This is a genomic window from Variovorax nitratireducens, from assembly GCF_051216545.1.
Taxonomy (GTDB): domain Bacteria; phylum Pseudomonadota; class Gammaproteobacteria; order Burkholderiales; family Burkholderiaceae_C; genus Variovorax.
In genome coordinates, this window is the sequence record NZ_JBPJZO010000001.1 from 1,058,113 (window position 1) to 1,075,256 (window position 17,144).

The following is a 17,144-nucleotide window of genomic DNA, read 5'->3' on the forward strand; positions in this document are numbered from 1 at the left end:
GGGGGTGTCGCTCAGGGCGCGGCGCGCGCCGGCGCGGGCGCAGCGGCCGCTGCCGCTGCCGCGGCCAGTTTCACCCGCGTGCCTTCGCGCAGCGGGCCGATGCTGCCGGCCACGACCAGCGTGCCGTCCTCGATGCCGCTCACCGCCACGAAGGTCTGGCCGTCGAGCTGGCCGCGCTGCCCGGTCTGCACCGGCCGGTGCACGACGCGGCCATCGACCAGGGCCTGCACATAGGGCGCCGGCTTGTCGATGCGCACTGCGGTCAGCGGCAGGGCCAGCGCCGTGCTGCGCCCCACGTCGATGCTGCCCTGCGCGAACAGGCCCTGGCGAAATCCGGCGGCGCTGTCGAGCCGCAGGTAGACCAGCACGCTGCGGCTGCCGGCCTGCGCGCTCGGGTTCACGCGCACCACGCTGGCGTCGACGCGGCGCTCGCCGGGCGTCGCAGCAAGGGCACTGCCTTCAATCTGCAGCGTGGCGCGCTGGCCGACCCGCACCGCGACAGAGTCGGCCGCGGCCAGCGTGGCCTCGACCTCGATGCGGCTCAGGTCGACCACCTCGATCACGCGGCCCTCGACGGCGATGCGCTCGCCCGGCTGCGCCAGGCGTTGCGCCACCTGGCCGGTGATCGGGCTCTTGAGCACCGTGTCGTTCAGCGACTTGCGCGCCACCTCCACGGCCGCGAGCGCAGCGCGGTGCGTCGAGCGCGCGGCGTTGAGGTTGGACTGCGAAGTGTCGAGCGCGGTGCGCGAGATGAAGCCCTGGTCCACCAGCGCCTGGTTGTTGTCGAAGGTGCGCTGCGCCACGTCGGCCTGGGCGGCAGCAGAATCAGCCTGTTCCTGCGCCTGGCGCACGCGCGAGGTGTATTCGACCGGGTCGATGCGCGCGATCACCTGTCCGGCAGTGACGGTGTCGCCCTCGCGCACCGTGAGATCCATGAGCTCGCCGGCAACGCGTGCCTTGACCACGGCCCAGTCGACCGCCCGCAGCGTGCCCGACACTGGCAGCGTTTGCGCCAGCGCGCGCGGCCCCGCGCGCACGACCTCGGCCGCGCTCAACACCACTTCGGTTTCTGCCGGCTTCGCGGCAGCGGTGGCCACTGCAGCCTGTTGGGCCTTGCGCGCCGACACAGCGCGCAGCACCGCGCCGGCAATCAGCAGTAGCACCAGCGCCGCCAGCGTCCAGCGCCACCAGGCTCGTTTCATGCGCGGCTCCCGTCCGGGGTGCAAAGGCCGCCCAGCAGGGTTTCGGCCTGCAGGGTGATGTACTTTTCGGGATCCAGCTCGACCCCGGGATCCATGCAGATGTTGCCCGAGTGTTTGGACAGCATGAGAAAGATCATCGGTGCCAGCACGGTGTAGATCGCGAGGTCGACGTCGACCCCCTTGAACTCGCCGCGCTCGATGCCGCGTCGGATCACGCGGCGCAGCAGTTCATGGCCGGGTTGCACCACTTCGGTCTGGTAGAACCTGGCCAGTTCCGGGAAGTTGCCACCCTCGCTCATCATGAGCTTGGTGATGCCCGACACCTTGGTCGAGCCGACCCGCTCCCACCAGACGCGCATCACGTAGCGCAGCATGTCGGGCGTGCTGCCTTCGAAGGCCTCGAACTCCTGGTTCCACTCACCAAAGCGACCCGAGAGGTTCTCGCGGATCACGGCCTTGAAGAGTTCTTCCTTGCTCGGGAAGTAGAGAAACAGCGTGCCCTTGGAAACCCCGGCCCGCGCCGCCACCTCTTCGGAGCGCGTGGCGGCAAAGCCCTTCTCGACGAACAGGTCGAGCGCCGCTTCCAGCAGCTCGCCGGGACGCGCCTCCTTGCGGCGTTCGCGCTTGGCGCGCACGGGGCACAGCTTGTCGGCAAGAAAGCGGGGAGTGGGCATGGAAAGTTAATGACTGACGGGTTAGTAATGTAGTGAGCGCCATGCCAGCCGTCAAGCCGCCACAATACCGGGCTCGCGCTTTTTACCCTCTCCGGAGTTTTGTCATGTCGTCTCCTGTTCCCGCCACTGAAACCATCGTCCTTGGCGGCGGCTGCTTCTGGTGCACTGAGGCCGTGTTCGACCGGGTGCAGGGCGTGACCGATGTGGAATCGGGCTATTGCAATGGCCAGGTGCCGAACCCGACCTACGAGCAGGTTTGCAGCGGCCGCACCGGTGCGGTGGAAGTGGTCAAGGTTCAGTTCGATACTGCCCAGATCACCTTGCGCGAGATTCTCGAGATCTTTTTCGTCGTGCACGACCCCACCACCCTGAACCGCCAGGGCAACGACACCGGCACGCAGTACCGCAGCGGCATCTACACCACCAGCGAGGCGCAGCGCGAGGTGGCGCAGTCGGTGATCCGCGAGATGGTCGAGAGCAAGACCTACCATTCACCGATCGTCACCGAGGTGGTGCCACTCGCCGGTTACTCGACCGCCGAGGCCTACCACCAGGACTACTTCCTGAACAATCCGAACCAGGGCTACTGCGCCTTCGTGGTCGGGCCCAAGGTCGAGAAGTTCAGGAAGACTTTCGCCGCCCGGGTCAAAGACTGAGCGTTCCCTTGCAAGCCAGCCCCTTCATGTCCCGCAGCCGCCAGGCCGCACTGCTCGTCGCGCTCGCGGTGGCGCTGTGGGTGGCCGGCACGCTGGGGTTGGTGCACCGCGCAGTGCATGTGCCCGGTGCGCCGCATGCGACGGTGCAGCAGGCTTCTGCCGCCGCCCAGACGCACAGTCACGGCAATTGGATCGCCGCGCTGTTCGGCCCGCATCATGAAGACGCCGACTGCCGGCTCTACGATCAACTGGCCCACGGCCCGGCCGCTCTCGGCGTGCCGATGATGGTGTTGCCGCTGGTGCTGCCAGTGGCCGTTTTCGACTTTCTCGAGGGCCAGGCACTGGCCCGATGGGTTGCGCTGTTCGACGCGCGCGGCCCGCCTTCTTCTCGCTGAATCCCCTCTGACTTTCCGGTTGTTGCGCCCTCTTGCCCGGGGCCGCGGCCGGCAGCGTATTGATTCAACGAGTTTTCACCATGACCCCCTTTGTCTTCCATCGCAACGCCGTGGGCGTTGCCATCCTGTCCCTCGCCTCGCTGGTCGCCAGCGCCCAGCAAACCGAACCCGCACCGGCCGATGCGGCACCCACCCTGAAGGAAATCACCGTCACCGGCAACCCGCTCGGTGGCGCCGAACTGATCGCGCCGACCACCTCGCTGTCGGGCGATGCGCTGCTGCTGCGCTCGCAATCCACGCTCGGCGAGACGCTGGACGGACTGCCCGGCGTGAGCAGCAGCTACTTCGGCCCGAACGCGAGCCGGCCCATCGTTCGCGGACAGGACGGCGATCGCATCCGCATCCTGCAGAACGGCGGGGGTGCGCCCGATGCCTCGGCGCTGAGCTACGACCACGCGGTGCCGGTCGATGCGCTGGTCACGGAACGCGTCGAGGTGCTGCGCGGCCCGTCGGCGCTGCAGTACGGCGGCAGCGCGGTCGGCGGTGTGGTCAACATCATCGACAACCGCATTCCGAGCGAGCCGATCAACGGCTTCGGCGGCCGTGCTGACCTGGGCTATGCCACCGGCAACAAGGAGAAGAGCGGCGGCGTGGTGCTCGAGGGCGGCAATGACCGCTATGCACTGCATGTGGATGCGTTCGACCGCCGTTCGGACGATGTGGCCGTGCCGATCGAGCTCGGCTGCAGCAAGCCCGGCTCGCCCTGGCTGGCGCGCCGCATCTGCAATTCGGCGAACGAGGCGCGCGGCGGTGCGGTCGGCGGCTCGCTGTTCTTCGATCGGGGCTACATCGGCGCCTCGGCCAGCACCTACCGCAGCACCTACGGCACCGTGGCCGAGGACGATGTGACGATCGGCATGAAGTCGGATCGCTATGCGCTCGAAGGCGAGTGGCGCCCGGGCGGCTTCTTCACGAGCGTGCATGCCAAGCTCAGCAGCACCGACTACCGCCACACCGAATACGAAGGCGGCACCGCCGGCACCACCTTCGCCAACAAGAGCAGCGACCTTCGCATCGAGGCGCGGCACCAGAAGATCGGCAACCTCGAAGGGTTGATCGGTTTCACGAGCGAACGCAACCGCTTTTCGGCCGATGGTGAAGAAGCCTTTGCGCCGCACAGCCGCACGCGGGCCAACGCGCTGTTCGTGCACGAGGAACTCGGCATGCCGTGGGGCAAGCTGAGCTTTGGCGCCCGCACCGAGCAGGTCAAGGTCAGGTCGCTCGGCTATCCGGACGATCCGGAGATCACGCGCTTCGCGGTGGGCGAGCGCAGCTTCAACCCGCACAGCGCGGCACTCGGCGCCCTGGTCAACCTCACGCCGCAGTGGCAACTGACGTCCAACCTGGCCTACACCGAGCGTGCGCCGAAGGACTACGAGCTGTTCGCCAACGGCCCGCACGTCGCGACAGCGGCGTGGGAGGTTGGCGACCCGTCGCTGCAGAAGGAGAAGTCGGTCGGCTTCGATCTGGGCGCGCAGTGGAAGTCGGGCGCCAACCGCGCCGGCGTCAACGCGTATGTCACGCGTTTTCGCAACTACATCGGCCTGACCGCGAGCGGCAACCAGCGCGACGAGGAAGGCAATGTCGTGACCGACCCTGCGGCCACCGATACGCTGGCCGAATATGTCTACAGCGGGGTGCGGGCGCGCTTCACCGGCATCGAGGCCAGCGGCAACCTGCAGTTGCTCGGCCGTGATGGTTTCGCCCGCGCCGACGATGGCTCGACGCTCGACCTCGAATGGCGCGGCGACCTGGTGCGAGCGACCAACACCGACACGGGCGAGCCGCTGCCACGCATCGCGCCGGTGCGGGTGGGCGCCACGCTGGTCTACGGCAACGGGCCGTGGAGTGCGCGCCTCGGTTTCGACCACAACGCCGCGCAACGTCGAGTGCCGTTGGTCGGCGCACGCGAGACGGATGCGTACACGCTGTGGAACGCATCGATCAGCTATCGCATGAAGGTGCAGCGCGCGGCGCTGACCTGGTATGCGCGCGTCGACAACATCACCAACAAGCTGGCTTACACGGCGACGTCGATCCTGACGACGACGGTGTATCCGGATGCGCCGCTGCCGGGGCGGACTTTGAAGGTCGGGTTGCGGGTGAATTTCTAGTCTCCGGCGTTTTTCGGGGCGCGTCGGTGGGCGGCATGCGCTGGGGCGGCCGACGTCACCGGCCCTTCGGGCTGCCCTGCGCTGCTCGCGGCAGGCGGGGTCCGCGTGAACTCGCCTGCGGCTCAAATAGCACGCGGCCCTGATCCGCCTGCCGCTGCGCTGCTCGGCGGTGCCTCAACGGCCGCCCCAGCGCATGCCACCCACCGACGTGGACACCTTGGGGTTGCATCCGGAATGCGCGACCTTCGCACCACCCGAAGCCCGGTGTGCGGTACGGGCTGGCCGATCCCTTCTGCGCCGCCGAGGAGCGCAGCGTTTTGCGGATCAGGGCTCGCAGCTGTTTGAGCGAAGCGAGTTCTGCGAGACCCCGCAAAGCGCGAGCACCGCAGGGCAGCCGCGAAGCGGCCGGCGCAGCAGGGTCGGACGGCCCGTACCGCACACCGGGCGTGCTTCCAGAGGAAAACAACCCTGGGCTATCCTCAAAGCAGTGAACGCCTCCGTCATCTCCTCGCTGCTCCCCGTCGTTCTCCTGATCGCAGCGGGTTACTTGGCAGGCCGGCGCCGCTGGATCGGTGGCGCATCGGTCAAGGATCTGTCGAACCTGATCTTTCTGCTGCTCGCGCCCGCGCTGTTGTTCCGCGCGATGAGCACGGTGCATGTCGAGCAGCTCAGCCTGCGGCCCGTGGCGGCGTACTTCATCGCGGCCGGCCTGATCTTCGCGGCCACGCTGCTCTGGCGCGGCTTCAACCGTACGGCCGCCGTGCTGGCGCTGGCCAACACCTACAGCAACACCGTGATGATCGGCATCGCGCTGGTCGGACTGGCCTACGGGCCCGAGGGCACGGTCGTGCTGCTGACGCTCATCTCGCTGCATTCGCTGGTGCTGCTCACCAGTGCCACCGTGGTGCTCGAACTCGCGGTTGCGCACGAGCACGCGACCCGCAGCGGCGCCGGCGGGCAAGACCGCAAGGCCATGGCCCGCACCGTCGGCAAGGCCTTGCGCAACGCCATCGTCCATCCGGTGCCACTGCCAATCCTCGCCGGGCTGCTGTTCGCGCAAACCGGCTGGACGATGCCTGAGGCCATCGATACCCCGATCCGCCTGATGGGCCAGGCCTTCAGTCCGGTCGCGTTGGTGATGGTCGGCATCACGCTCGCGCTGACGCCCGTCGGGTTGCACTGGCGCGGCGCACTGGTGCAGGCGGTGATCAAGAACCTCGTGCATCCGCTACTCACGGCAGCCCTCGGATGGGCCTTCGGCCTGCGCGGCCTGCCGCTAACCGTGATGGTGGTGGCCGCAGCGTTGCCGATCGGTGCCAACGTGTTCCTGTTCTCGCAGCGCTACCGCACCGCAGAGGAACTGGTCACCGCCAGCGTCGTGGTGTCGACCGTGCTGGCATTGGTCACGCTTTCACTGGTCATGGCATTGGCCGGCTACCTCTGACCACGTGTTCCAGTGAACACCGCGGAACCGGCTTCGCCGGGCCGCTGGTGTTGCCCCCGGCAGGGGGAAGGCGCGCGCGACACGAAGTGCGCGAAGCCTGGGGGCGAGCAACTATTACGGCGCTAGCCGCTCGCGCCGCCAGGCGTTGTCTTCGCGGCGATAGCGCAGCCGATCGTGCAGCCGGCTCGCGCGGCCCTGCCAGAACTCCCAGCGATCCGGCACCAGCCGATAGCCGCCCCAGTGCGGCGGCCGCGGCGGCGAGAGCAGGAATCTGGCCGCCGCGATGGCTGCGTTCTTCACCAGCACCTGACGGCCGTCGATCACTTCGCTCTGCGGGCTGGCCCAGGCGCCGATGCGCGAGTCAAGCGGGCGGCTTGCAAAGTAGGCGTCGCTTTCCGCGGCATCGACCTGTTCCACGCGGCCCTCGATGCGCACCACGCGCTCGAGCTCGACCCAGTGGAACTGCAGCGCCGCGAATGGGTTGCCGGCCAGTTCCTGGCCCTTGCGGCTCTGGTAGTTGGTGAACCAGACGATGCCGCGCGCGTCGTAGCCCTTGATCAGCACGATGCGGGTCGAGGGCCGCAGGTCGCCGGCCACGGTGGCCAGTGTCATCGCATTGGGTTCGGGCACCTTCGCGTCGATGGCTTCGGTGAGCCAGCGTTCGAACTGCTGCAGCGGGTCTTCGGCACTGCGGGTTTCGTCGAGTTCCGCGCGCTCGTAGCTCTTGCGCAGCGCGGCCAGGGAATCGTTCGGTGAGCTCATGCCGGCATTGTCGGTGGATACTGGATTCATGACCGACCTGCCGCTCCCCACCGTCATCGTGCTGGCCTCCGGCCGTGGCGATCGCTTTCGCGCGTCGGGCGGCAGCGGCGCCAAGCTGCAGGCGCTGCTGGCCGGCAGGCCGGTGCTGGCGCACACGCTCGCCGCCGTGCAGGCCAGCGGACTGCCCTGGCACCTGGAAGACGCAGGCCACCCGGGCATGGGCGATTCGATCGCGGCGGCGGTGCGCCATACCGCCGAGGCGAACGGCTGGCTGATCCTGCCGGGGGATCTGCCACTGGTTCAGCCGGCCACCTTGCGGCAAGTGGCGGCGGCATTGGGCGGGGCGATCCAGGCGGCGCAGCCGCACTACCGCGGCGAGCGCGGTCATCCGGTGGGCTTCGCGCGCGAATGCCGGGACGGCTTGCTGGCGCTGGAGGGAAGCAAGGGCGCAGCGCCCGTCCTTCAGGCGCTGCGCGCTGCCGATGCAGTTGCAGACATCGCGGTCGACGACATCGGCGTGGTCACCGATATCGACACCGTCGAGGCACTCGCGCGCGCCGAAGCGCTGCTGCTGCTGCGCCTCAACCCTTCGTGATCACGGCGCAGGCCGTGCGCGGGCCGGAGTTGCCGGCCGGCTGCGTCTTGAAGTCGTCCGGATCCTTGTGCACCACGAGCGCACGGCCCAGCACGCTGTTGGCGGCGCCTTCGGTCAGCGAGATCGAATGGTCGTCCACGCTGAAGCGCGCCACGCCGTTCGCGTCGGCCACCAGGCTCGGCAGCTCGCCCGCGTGGCTGCCCGGCGCGCCGAACTTGCCGTGGGTGCCGCCCGTCGGGTTGAAGTGGCCGCCCGAGGCCATCGCGTTGTCGCTGCAGTCGCCTTTTTCGTGGATGTGGAAACCGTGCTCGCTGCCCGGTGCAAAGCCGCGCACCTCGCCAGCAACCCGCACGCCGTGGTCGAGCGCGGTGAAGGTCACCCGGCCCATCGTGGGATTGGGCGAGATCGCCGCGGTGGGCGCCAGGGCGGCGACCGCGCTGGCTTTGCCCATGCTCATGCTGCCGCAGCCGGCAAGCAAGGCGGTGGTGAGCAGGGCGGCAGTGGATGCAGCGGTAGTGAAGCGGATGGTCATGGTTTCTCCAGGAAGTTTTGGCAAGTATCGGGCGGCGCGTCCGAAGGGGATAGCCCGGGGGCCGCAGTGTCGCTGTCGGCAGCGGCCGCAAGATCGGCTGCGGCCAGCCGAACCAGTCGCGCCAGCGCGGCGTCGTGGATCGCATGGCGCTGCAGTTCGAGCAGGGTTTGGCGCGCGTAGTCGATCGAAGTTCCGAAGCGGCCGGTGGCGCTCGCAAATATTTCGCGATAGCGCGCCTCGCTCAGTTCGCCGGTGAAGTTGGGGCTGCGGCGCGACAGAGTGAATGCCAGCGCACGCACCGTGCCGCCGGGCGTGATGCAGTCGAGCCAGCGCGGGTCGTACACGCCCGTGGGCATCTCGCGCAGCCAGAGCCGGCCCAAGGCTTCGAGCCCGTCGGCGGCCGGAATGCGAAACACCATGCCCTGCACGCTGCCGCCCGAGAGCAGCCCGAACACCAGCCCCGGGTTCTGCGGCGTGCCGCGGTTGACCCGGCTCCACATCTTGAGCGCACGGTGCCAGCCATGCACGCGGGCCGGGCGCCGCTCGGTATGGTCGAACTCCGGCCGCCAGATCAGCGAGCCGTAGCCGAACACCCAGAGATCATCGTGCCCGCCCCATTCCTCGATCACGCGGTCGAGCATGGGCTTGGGGTCGCGCAGCGGCCGGGGCAGCGGATCCAGTCCGGGCGGGCCGGGGCCTTTTTCTGCACCACCTACAATTTGAGACTCATGGTTCACCGCACCATTATTTACCGACCCCTTACCGACGGAGTTCGCCCGATGGCTTCCCCCAGCGACGACGACAGTCAGCAAAACCTCATTCTCGGCATCGCTGTCGGTGTGATCGCACTCGTGATCTTCTTCGTGGTCGGCATCGCGCTCTACAAGAGCGGCGCTGCCCGCGCACCCGCAAAACCGGTGGTTGCCGCAGCGGTACCGCTGGTGGCCGTGGTGACCGAGACGGTGTCGGTCACCATTCCCGATGGCGCCGCCATCCGCGTCGTGAACGGCATCGTGAACTTCTACTTCGCCACCGGCAGTGCCGACCTCGCACCGGGCGCCGCAGAGGCGCTGGCCGCAGTGATCAAGGGCGTCGAAGGCGGCCGCAAGGCGGTGGTCTCGGGCTTCCACGACACCACGGGCGACGCGGCCATCAACGAGCAGCTCGCCAAGAAGCGGGCCGAAATGGTGCGCGACGTGCTGACCGGCCTCGGTGTGCCGGCCGCCAAGGTCGACCTGCAGAAGCCGGCCGTGACCACCGGCACGGGCAACAACGCCGAAGCCCGCCGGGTCGAGGTCAAGCTGCTCGACTGAGCGCAAATCCGTATCGCCCGCAAGCCCGGTTCTGCCGGGCTTTTTCATTTTCGCTTGGTACGATGCTCGGGCATGACCACACACCCCACTGTCCACCAGGTCACCGACCGGATCCGCCGGCGCAGCGCGCCGACGCGCAGCGCCTACCTGCAGCAGCTTGCCGAGATCGCCGACCGTGACCGCGGCTCCGATCGCATGGGTTGCGCCAACGTGGCGCACGCCGTGGCAGGCGTGCCGGCCAACGACAAGCTGAAGATTGTTGCCGAGCGTGCGCCGAACATCGGCCTGGTGACCGCGTACAACGACATGCTGTCGGCCCACGCGCCGTACCAGCACTACCCCGACATCATCAAGAACGAGGCCCGCAAGCTCGGCGCTACCGCGCAGGTCGCGGGCGGCGTGCCCGCCATGTGCGACGGCGTGACGCAGGGCACGCCGGGCATGGAGCTGAGCCTGTTCAGCCGCGACCTGATCGCGATGAGCACCGCCGTCGCGCTCACGCACGACATGTTCGACGCGGCGCTGCTGCTCGGCGTTTGCGACAAGATCGTGCCCGGCCTCCTGATCGGCGCGCTGCACTTCGGCCATTTGCCCACCGTGTTCGTGCCGGCCGGGCCGATGTCGTCGGGCCTGTCGAACACTGCCAAGTCCAAGGTGCGCGAGCAGGCGGCGCAAGGGCTGGTCGGCCGCAAGGGTCTGCTCGATGCCGAGATGGCGGCCTACCACGGCCAGGGCACCTGCACCTTCTACGGCACCGCCAACAGCAACCAGATGCTGCTCGAAGCCATGGGCCTGCATGTGCCGGGCAGCGCGTTCATCCAGCCCGGCGACGTGATGCGCGAGGCGCTCACGCGCGAAGCGGTGCGAACGGTGCTGGGGCGCGCTTCGACGCAAGCCTTCCAGTGCCCGCCGATCGGCGTCATGGTGGACGAGCGCGCCATCGTGAATGCGATGTCTGCGCTGCTGGCCACCGGCGGCTCGACCAACCATCTGATCCACTGGGTCGCTGTGGCGCGCGCGGCCGGCATCGTCATCGACTGGGACGATTTCTCGCACCTGTCCGACGTGGTGCCGCTGCTGGCGCGCGTCTATCCGAACGGCAGTGCCGACGTCAACGCATTCCAGCAGGCCGGTGGCCCCGGCTTCGTGATCGGTGAACTGGTAGACGCAGGCCTCATGCATGCCGACGTGCTGACGGTGCGTGCAGGCGGCATCCGCGAGTTCGCAAGCATCCCGACGCTGGCCGATGCCGCAGCGGCCACCCTGCACTGGAGTCCGGCTGCACCGCTGGCCGATGAAGCGATCACGCGCCCGGTCGCCAAACCGTTCAGCGCCACGGGCGGCCTCAAGCTGCTCGGCGGCAATCTGGGCCGCAGCGTGATCAAGGTGTCGTCGGTGCCCGACGACCGCCATGTGATCGAGGCACCGGCCCGCGTGTTCGATTCGCAGATGGCGCTGCACAAGGCCTTCACCGCCGGTGAGCTCGATCGCGACGTGGTCTGCGTGGTGCGCTGGCAAGGCCCGCAGGCCAACGGCATGCCCGAGCTGCACAAGCTCACGCCGCCGCTGTCAGTGCTGCAAGGCAAGGGCTTTCGCGTGGCGCTGGTCACCGACGGCCGCATGAGCGGCGCGTCGGGCAAGGTGCCGGCCGCGATCCATGTCTCGCCCGAAGCTGCGGCCGGCGGCCCGCTGGCCAAGGTGCGCGACGGCGACCTGATTCGTCTCGACGCCGTGGCCGGCACGCTGGCCGTGTTGCTGCCCGAGGACGAATGGGCCGCGCGCGAGAATGCGGTGCAACCCGAATCCCAACGCGCCGCCGACGGCCGCGGCCTTGGCCGCGAACTGTTCGCCGGCATGCGCCGCAACGCGCTCACTGCGGAAGAGGGCGCCTGCTCCTGGCTGTAACAGCGCCGCCGATCTTCGACAGAACTGAATGGAGCCATGAAATGAGAGACAAACTGACCGCACTGGACGTCATGCAAGACGCCCCGGTGATCCCGGTGATCGTGCTGCACGACGTGGCCCATGCCGTGCCCTTGGCGCGTGCGCTGGTGGCCGGCGGCATCCGCATGCTCGAGGTGACGCTGCGCACGCCGCAGGCGCTGCAATGCATCGAAGCGATCGCCCGGGACGTGCCCGAAGCCGTGGCCGGTGCCGGCACGATCCGCAGCGCGTCCGATGCCCAGGCCGCCGCGCTGGCCGGCGCCAGGTTCGGCGTGAGCCCGGGCTACACGCGCTCGGTCGGCAAGGCCTGCCACGACATCGGCCTGCCGCTGTTGCCCGGGGTGGCAACCGGCAGTGAAATCATGATGGCGCAGGAAGACGGCTACACGCAGCTCAAATTCTTCCCGGCTATGCAGGCCGGCGGCCTGCCGATGCTCAAGGCATGGCAGGGCCCGTTCGGGGACGTCACCTTCTGCCCGACCGGCGGCATCAGCCTGGCCAACGCGCACGAGTTCCTGGCGCTGTCGAACGTGGCCTGCGTCGGCGGCTCATGGATCGTGCCGACCGACGCGATCGCCAAGGGCGACTGGGCCCGCATCGAAACGCTCGCACGCGAGGCGAGCCAGCTCGCCCGATGAGCGAAGGCTTCGACAGCAGCACGCTGAAGGTCATCGCCTTCGACGTATTCGGCACCGTGGTCGATTGGCATGGCGGCATCGCGGCCGAGGTGGCGCAGGCGCTGCCCGAGGTTGATGCCGATGCCTTCGCCACTGCCTGGCGCGCCGGCTACCAGCCGGCCATGCGCCGCGTGATGGAGCGGCTGGCGGCGGGCGAGGGCGGCTTCACGCTGATCGACGAACTGCACCTGGCGATCCTCGAAGACGTGCTGCACGACTTCGGCATCGACCGGCTCGACAAGACGCAAAAGCGCGAGCTCAACCGTGCATGGCACCGGCTGCCGGCCTGGCCCGATGCGGTCGACGGCTTGCGCCGGCTCAAGACCCGCTTCACGATCTGCACGCTGTCGAACGGCAACATCGGCCTGCTCACCGAAATGGCCAAGCGGGCCGGCCTGCCCTGGGACTGCATCCTGTCGGCCGAAGTGTTCAAGGCCTACAAGCCCGATCCGCGCACCTACCTCGGCGTGGCGGGCGTGTTCGACCTGAGCCCTTTGGAAGTGATGCTGGCGGCTGCGCACCACGACGACCTCGAAGCAGCGCGCCAATGCGGATTGCAGACCGGCTACATCGAGCGTGCGACCGAGTTCGGTGCGAGCCGGCCGAAGGACGTGTCGCCGCGCGCGGACAACACGCTGCATGTGCGCGACATCGGCGCGCTGGCGGATGCGCTGGGCTGCTAGATCAGCTCCTCGACCGTGCGCAGGTTGCGCGTGGTGATGTGGGCCTTGTCGCGGATGGAACTCGCCCTCGATGCACTCGAACGGCGACGCAGCGCATCAGGGGCCTCGGCTCAGCGCAGCCCGCCGCCGGCGCCGCCTTCGGCGCGCTGGATCAGCTCGATCTTGTAGCCATCGGGATCCGTCACGAAGGCGATCACGGTGCTGCCGCCCTTGACCGGCCCGGCCTCGCGCGTGACGTTGCCGCCCGCCGCCTTGATCTTGTCGCAGGCCGCGTAGGCATCGGGCACGCCCAGCGCGATGTGGCCGTAGGCCGTGCCGAGTTCGTAGCTGTCGGTGTCCCAGTTGTAGGTGAGCTCGATCTCGGCCTGCGCGGGGTTGCCCTCGTAGCCGACGAAGGCCAGGCTGTACTTGTACTCGGGGTTTTCGGAAGTGCGCAGCAATTGCATGCCGAGCACCTGGGTGTAGAAGTCGATCGAACGCTGAAGGTTGCCGACGCGCAGCATCGTGTGGAGGAGTCTCATAAAAAGATTATTGCTCGCCCCCGAGGCTGCGCGGAGGGGCCGCAGACCCTAAGCGGTCGTTGTAGTCCAGCGCGAGAGCCGGCCGTTGTGCATCGTGCCGATGTGGTCGGCCATGGCATGGGCCTCGGCCTCGTTGTGGGTGACCAGCACGGCGGTCTGGCCGGCGGCGCGCAGGATCGCGCCGACCTCGGCCACCAGCCGCTCGCGCGTGGCGCCATCGAGATTGGAGAACGGTTCGTCGAGCAGCAGCAGGTCGGGCGAGGGGGCCAGCGCACGCGCCAGTGCAATGCGCTGCTGCTGGCCGCCCGAGAGTTCGTGGGGAAAGCGCGCCGACGCATCGCCCAGCCCCACCAGCGCGAGCATCTCGGCGACCCGCGCGTCGCGCGCCGGCCGTGCGAGGCGGCGCAGCCCGAAAGCCACGTTGTCGCGCGCCGACAGGTGCGGGAACAGCGCGTACTCCTGAAACATCATGCCGACGCGGCGCTGCTCGGGTGGCAGATGCACGGTCGGCGACGAGAGCAGCGTGGTGCCGAGCCGGATGCTGCCGGCGCGCGCCGGCTCGAATCCGGCGATGGCGCGCAGCACGGTGGTCTTGCCGCAGCCCGAAGGGCCGAGCAGGCAGCCGACCTGGCCCTGCGCCAGCGCCAGCGAGAAGCCGTCCACCACGGTGTGGAGCCCGCGCGCGCCGTCGTAGGCGAGGCGCAGTCCTTCGATCTGCAGGGGTGCTGTCATGACGTGGGGTGTTCGTGTGCGCGCAGTTGCGTGCGCGCGAGCAGTGCGATGGGAAGCAGCCCGGCCAGCACGATGCCCAGCGCGGCGATCGCGCCTTCCTCATACGTGCCGCGCGCCGCCTCGGCATAGAGCCAGGTTGCCAGCGTGTCGAAGTTCGCAGGCCGCAGCAGCAGCGTCGCGGGCAGTTCCTTCATCGCATCGACGAACACCAGCAGCGCGCTGGTGGCCAGTGCCGGCGCCAGCAGCGGCAGGTGCACGCGGCGCAGCGTGCCACCGGCCGTTTCACCCAGCAGGCGCGCGGCCTGTTCGAGCGTGGGCGGGATGCGGCTGAGGCCGGCCTCGATGCCGCCGACCGGCATCGCGAGAAAGCGGATGGTGCAGGCGGTGACCAGCACGATGCCGGCGCCCATCAGCGGAAGGTGGCGCAGGCCGAAGACATCGGCCAGCGCGTTGTCGAATGCGAGGGCCGGTGTCAGCAACCCGATGGCGAGCACCGTGCCCGGCACCGCATAACCCAGTGTCGCGAGCCGGGCCGGGCCGGCGCCGAGGCGGGGGGCGCTGGCGGCGCGCAGTGCACGGGCGCTCCAGGCCACCACGAGTCCGGCCACGACCGCCGCGACGGTGACGCCGCCCGCCAGCGCCAGCGTGTTTCCGAAGCTCGTGACCAGTGCAGCCGAAACGCCCTGGCCCAGCCGCAATCGCTTTGCGGTTTCCCACACCAGGTAGAGCGCGGGGGCGGCGAAGCCGATCAGCACGGGTGTGGCGGCAGTCACGGTCGCGGCCCAGGCCGCGGCGCCGTGCAGCCGGCGGGGTTGCATCGGCCGCATGCGTTGGCCCGATGCGAAGCGCTGGTGGCGGCGGCCGTGCCGCTCGAGCAACACCAGCAGCACCACCGCCAGCAGCATCGCGCAGGCGATCTGCGCGGCGCCGGCCAGGTCGGAGCGCGTGATCCATGTGGTGTAGACCGCCACGGTGAGCGTGTTCACGCCAAGAAATTCAGAGGCGCCGATGTCGTTGAGCGTTTCGAGCAGCGCAAGGCTCAGCCCCACGGCCAGCGCAGGGCGTGCCAGCGGCAGCGCGACGCGGAAGAAGGCCCCGCTGCGGCTCGCGCCCAGCGTGCGCGCGGCTTCGAGCAGGTGCGCCGGCTGGGTCATGAACATGGCGCGCGCCGTCATGTAGACGTAGGGATACAGCACGAAGCCGAGTACGAAGATCGCGCCCGGCAGCGAGCGCAGATCGGGCAGGCGGAACTCGCGCGGGCTGTCGTAGCCGAGCAGCCAGCGGATCGCGCCCTGCAGCGGGCCGATCGGGTGCAGCAGGTCGAGGTAGGCGAAGGCCACGATGTAGGTCGGCATGGCGAGCGGCAGCAGCAGCGCCCAGTGCAGCACCTTGCGGCCCGGAAAGTCGCACGCCGACACCAGCCAGGCGCAGCCGGTGCCGATCACCAGCACCAGCACGCCCACACCCGCGAGCAGCAGGGCGGTTTGCAGCGCCGCCGTGGGCAGCACGTACTGCGCGAGGTGGGCCCAGTGCGCGATGTCACCGCCAAGCGCGAGCCAGAACAGCGTGGCGACGGGTGCGAGCACGCCCAGGGCGATGAGCCAGGCGGCCGACCGCCAGACCACGCCAACGGGCCGCAGGCCCGCGAGCGGGCGTGCGAAGAGACTCAGCGCGGCCCACGCAGGCAGGGGGCGCTGCAGCGTGGTCACTGGTCGAATCCGACCTTGTCGACCAGCGCGCTGGCCTGTTTGCGGTGCTTGGCAATCTCGGTCAGCGGCAGCGGGTCGACCTTGAGTTCACCGATGGCGTTGGCGATGATCGGATCCAGCGCCACGCCCTTGCGCACGGGGTATTCGTAGTTGGTTTGCGCGTAGAGCACCTGGGCCGGCTCCGACACCAGGAACTCGATCAGCTTGATGGCGTTGGCCTTGTTCGGCGCACTTTTTGCCACGGCCGCACCGCTGATGTTGACGTGCGTGCCGCCACTCTTCGCGTTGGCGAAGGTCGGGCGGATCACCTTGATCGCGTCGCCCCACTTGCGGCCATCGCTGCCTTCTTTCGAGCTCTTCATCTGGCCGACGTAGTACGAATTGGCCAGGCCAACGTCGCAGATGCCGCCGAGGATGTCGCGCGCCACGTCGCGATCGCCGCCGGTGGCCTTGCGCGCGAGGTTGCTCTTGACACCGCGCAGCCATTGTTCGGCTTTGGCCTCGCCGTCGTGCGCGATCATCGCGGCGACCAGTGCGGTGTTGTAGGGGTGCTGGCCGGCGCGGATGCAGACCTTGCCCTTGTATTTGGCATTGGCCAGGTCTTCGTAGCGGAACGTCGTCAGCGGCAGGTTCTTGTCGGCATACAGCACGCGCGCGCGCAGCGAGAGTGCGTACCACTGGCCATCGGCGCCGCGCAGGTTGGCCGGGATGGCCGACTCGAGCGCCGCCGACTTCACCGGCTGGGTCACGCCGCCGTCGACCAGTTCGAGCAGGTTGCCGATGTCCACTGTCATCAGCACGTCGGCCGGCGAGCGGGCACCTTCGGCCTTGACGCGCTCGAGCAGGCCGTCTTTCACGAACACGGTGTTGACGTTGATCTTTGTCTGCGCGGTGAAGGCCGAGATCAGCGGCTGGATCAGGCCGGCCTCGCGCGTGGTGTAGAGCGTGAGCTCGTCGGCCGCCAAGGCCGGGGCGGCAAGCCACGCGCCCGAAACGGCGAGGGCAAGGCAGGTCAACGCACGCGAGCGGCGCAGAGAAGTGGTCATCGGATCCTCCGGGGGAAGCGGTTGTTGTGAAAGGCATCGGCGCCGCAGTCAGCGCTGATGCGAATCATTATCAGCCGTGTTGCAC

General features: G+C 68.7%; 18 protein-coding genes. 9 read left to right on the forward strand and 9 right to left on the reverse strand.

Annotated features, from left to right (window positions below):
- Positions 1-11: 11 nt before the first annotated feature.
- Both ACSFA8_RS05020 and ACSFA8_RS05025 read right to left on the reverse strand, forming a co-directional pair.
- On the reverse strand, positions 12-1,202 hold the full coding sequence (locus ACSFA8_RS05020) for an efflux RND transporter periplasmic adaptor subunit (RefSeq protein WP_435478382.1): 1,191 nt from the start codon (positions 1,200-1,202) through the stop codon (positions 12-14).
- A complete protein-coding gene (locus ACSFA8_RS05025) occupies positions 1,199-1,876 on the reverse strand; it encodes a TetR/AcrR family transcriptional regulator (RefSeq protein ID WP_435478383.1) in 678 nt (225 codons plus the stop codon). Before ACSFA8_RS05025 ends, ACSFA8_RS05020 begins: the two co-directional genes overlap by 4 nt.
- A 104-nt stretch (positions 1,877-1,980) precedes the next feature.
- On the opposite strand from ACSFA8_RS05025, the gene msrA reads away from it, so the two are divergent.
- From msrA to ACSFA8_RS05045, 4 genes are all read left to right on the forward strand, one after another.
- Positions 1,981-2,532: a peptide-methionine (S)-S-oxide reductase MsrA gene (gene msrA / locus ACSFA8_RS05030; protein ID WP_435478384.1), complete on the forward strand. Its 552-nt coding sequence runs from the start codon at positions 1,981-1,983 to the stop codon at positions 2,530-2,532.
- A 26-nt stretch (positions 2,533-2,558) separates the two neighbouring features.
- On the forward strand, positions 2,559-2,927 hold the full coding sequence (locus ACSFA8_RS05035; RefSeq protein WP_435478385.1) for a hypothetical protein: 369 nt from the start codon (positions 2,559-2,561) through the stop codon (positions 2,925-2,927).
- 80 nt (positions 2,928-3,007) lie between these two features.
- Positions 3,008-5,101, forward strand: a complete 2,094-nt coding sequence (locus ACSFA8_RS05040) for a TonB-dependent receptor (protein WP_435478386.1) — start codon at positions 3,008-3,010, stop codon at positions 5,099-5,101.
- A gap of 487 nt (positions 5,102-5,588) precedes the next feature.
- Positions 5,589-6,545: an AEC family transporter gene (locus ACSFA8_RS05045; protein ID WP_435478387.1), complete on the forward strand. Its 957-nt coding sequence runs from the start codon at positions 5,589-5,591 to the stop codon at positions 6,543-6,545.
- A 114-nt stretch (positions 6,546-6,659) separates the two neighbouring features.
- Here ACSFA8_RS05045 and pdxH read toward each other — a convergent pair whose 3' ends face one another.
- The gene (gene pdxH, locus ACSFA8_RS05050) at positions 6,660-7,307 is read right to left on the reverse strand and encodes a pyridoxamine 5'-phosphate oxidase (RefSeq protein ID WP_435478388.1); all 648 of its coding nucleotides are present in this window, start codon (positions 7,305-7,307) and stop codon (positions 6,660-6,662) included.
- Positions 7,308-7,335: 28 nt separating this feature from the next.
- On the opposite strand from pdxH, the gene ACSFA8_RS05055 reads away from it, so the two are divergent.
- Positions 7,336-7,902 carry an NTP transferase domain-containing protein gene (locus ACSFA8_RS05055; RefSeq protein WP_435478389.1) on the forward strand — a complete coding sequence of 189 codons (567 nt, stop codon included), beginning with the start codon at positions 7,336-7,338 and terminating at the stop codon, positions 7,900-7,902.
- Here ACSFA8_RS05055 and ACSFA8_RS05060 read toward each other — a convergent pair.
- Together ACSFA8_RS05060 and ACSFA8_RS05065 are read right to left on the reverse strand one after the other, a co-directional pair.
- Positions 7,889-8,434: a superoxide dismutase family protein gene (locus ACSFA8_RS05060; protein ID WP_435478390.1), complete on the reverse strand. Its 546-nt coding sequence runs from the start codon at positions 8,432-8,434 to the stop codon at positions 7,889-7,891. The two genes, ACSFA8_RS05055 and ACSFA8_RS05060, sit on opposite strands and share 14 nt — an antisense overlap.
- Positions 8,431-9,171, reverse strand: coding sequence for a gamma-glutamylcyclotransferase (locus ACSFA8_RS05065; RefSeq protein WP_435478391.1), 741 nt, complete (start codon positions 9,169-9,171; stop codon positions 8,431-8,433). The genes ACSFA8_RS05060 and ACSFA8_RS05065 overlap by 4 nt, the downstream gene beginning before the upstream one ends.
- 42 nt (positions 9,172-9,213) lie before the next feature.
- Here ACSFA8_RS05065 and ACSFA8_RS05070 point away from each other — a divergent pair, with 42 nt between their 5' ends.
- From ACSFA8_RS05070 to ACSFA8_RS05085, 4 genes are all read left to right on the forward strand, one after another.
- Positions 9,214-9,747 carry an OmpA family protein gene (locus ACSFA8_RS05070; protein ID WP_435478392.1) on the forward strand — a complete coding sequence of 178 codons (534 nt, stop codon included), beginning with the start codon at positions 9,214-9,216 and terminating at the stop codon, positions 9,745-9,747.
- 72 nt (positions 9,748-9,819) lie between these two features.
- Positions 9,820-11,652 carry a phosphogluconate dehydratase gene (gene edd, locus ACSFA8_RS05075; RefSeq protein WP_435478393.1) on the forward strand — a complete coding sequence of 611 codons (1,833 nt, stop codon included), beginning with the start codon at positions 9,820-9,822 and terminating at the stop codon, positions 11,650-11,652.
- A 41-nt stretch (positions 11,653-11,693) separates the two neighbouring features.
- Positions 11,694-12,329: a bifunctional 4-hydroxy-2-oxoglutarate aldolase/2-dehydro-3-deoxy-phosphogluconate aldolase gene (eda, locus tag ACSFA8_RS05080; protein ID WP_435478394.1), complete on the forward strand. Its 636-nt coding sequence runs from the start codon at positions 11,694-11,696 to the stop codon at positions 12,327-12,329.
- Complete coding sequence (locus ACSFA8_RS05085) at positions 12,326-13,051, forward strand: haloacid dehalogenase type II (RefSeq protein ID WP_435478395.1); 726 nt, start codon at positions 12,326-12,328, stop codon at positions 13,049-13,051. Before eda ends, ACSFA8_RS05085 begins: the two co-directional genes overlap by 4 nt.
- Before the next feature lie 110 nt (positions 13,052-13,161).
- Here the strand turns inward: ACSFA8_RS05085 and gloA are convergent, their stop codons facing one another.
- The 4 genes from gloA to ACSFA8_RS05105 are packed head-to-tail and all read right to left on the reverse strand — an operon-like array spanning position 13,162 to position 17,059.
- Positions 13,162-13,572, reverse strand: coding sequence for a lactoylglutathione lyase (gene gloA, locus ACSFA8_RS05090; RefSeq protein WP_435478396.1), 411 nt, complete (start codon positions 13,570-13,572; stop codon positions 13,162-13,164).
- Between the two features lie 48 nt (positions 13,573-13,620).
- Positions 13,621-14,304 carry an ABC transporter ATP-binding protein gene (locus tag ACSFA8_RS05095; RefSeq protein WP_435478397.1) on the reverse strand — a complete coding sequence of 228 codons (684 nt, stop codon included), beginning with the start codon at positions 14,302-14,304 and terminating at the stop codon, positions 13,621-13,623.
- On the reverse strand, positions 14,301-15,992 hold the full coding sequence (locus tag ACSFA8_RS05100; protein ID WP_435478465.1) for an ABC transporter permease: 1,692 nt from the start codon (positions 15,990-15,992) through the stop codon (positions 14,301-14,303). Before ACSFA8_RS05100 ends, ACSFA8_RS05095 begins: the two co-directional genes overlap by 4 nt.
- A gap of 17 nt (positions 15,993-16,009) precedes the next feature.
- Positions 16,010-17,059, reverse strand: coding sequence for a Fe(3+) ABC transporter substrate-binding protein (locus ACSFA8_RS05105; protein WP_435478398.1), 1,050 nt, complete (start codon positions 17,057-17,059; stop codon positions 16,010-16,012).
- Between the last annotated feature and the right edge of the window lie 85 nt (positions 17,060-17,144).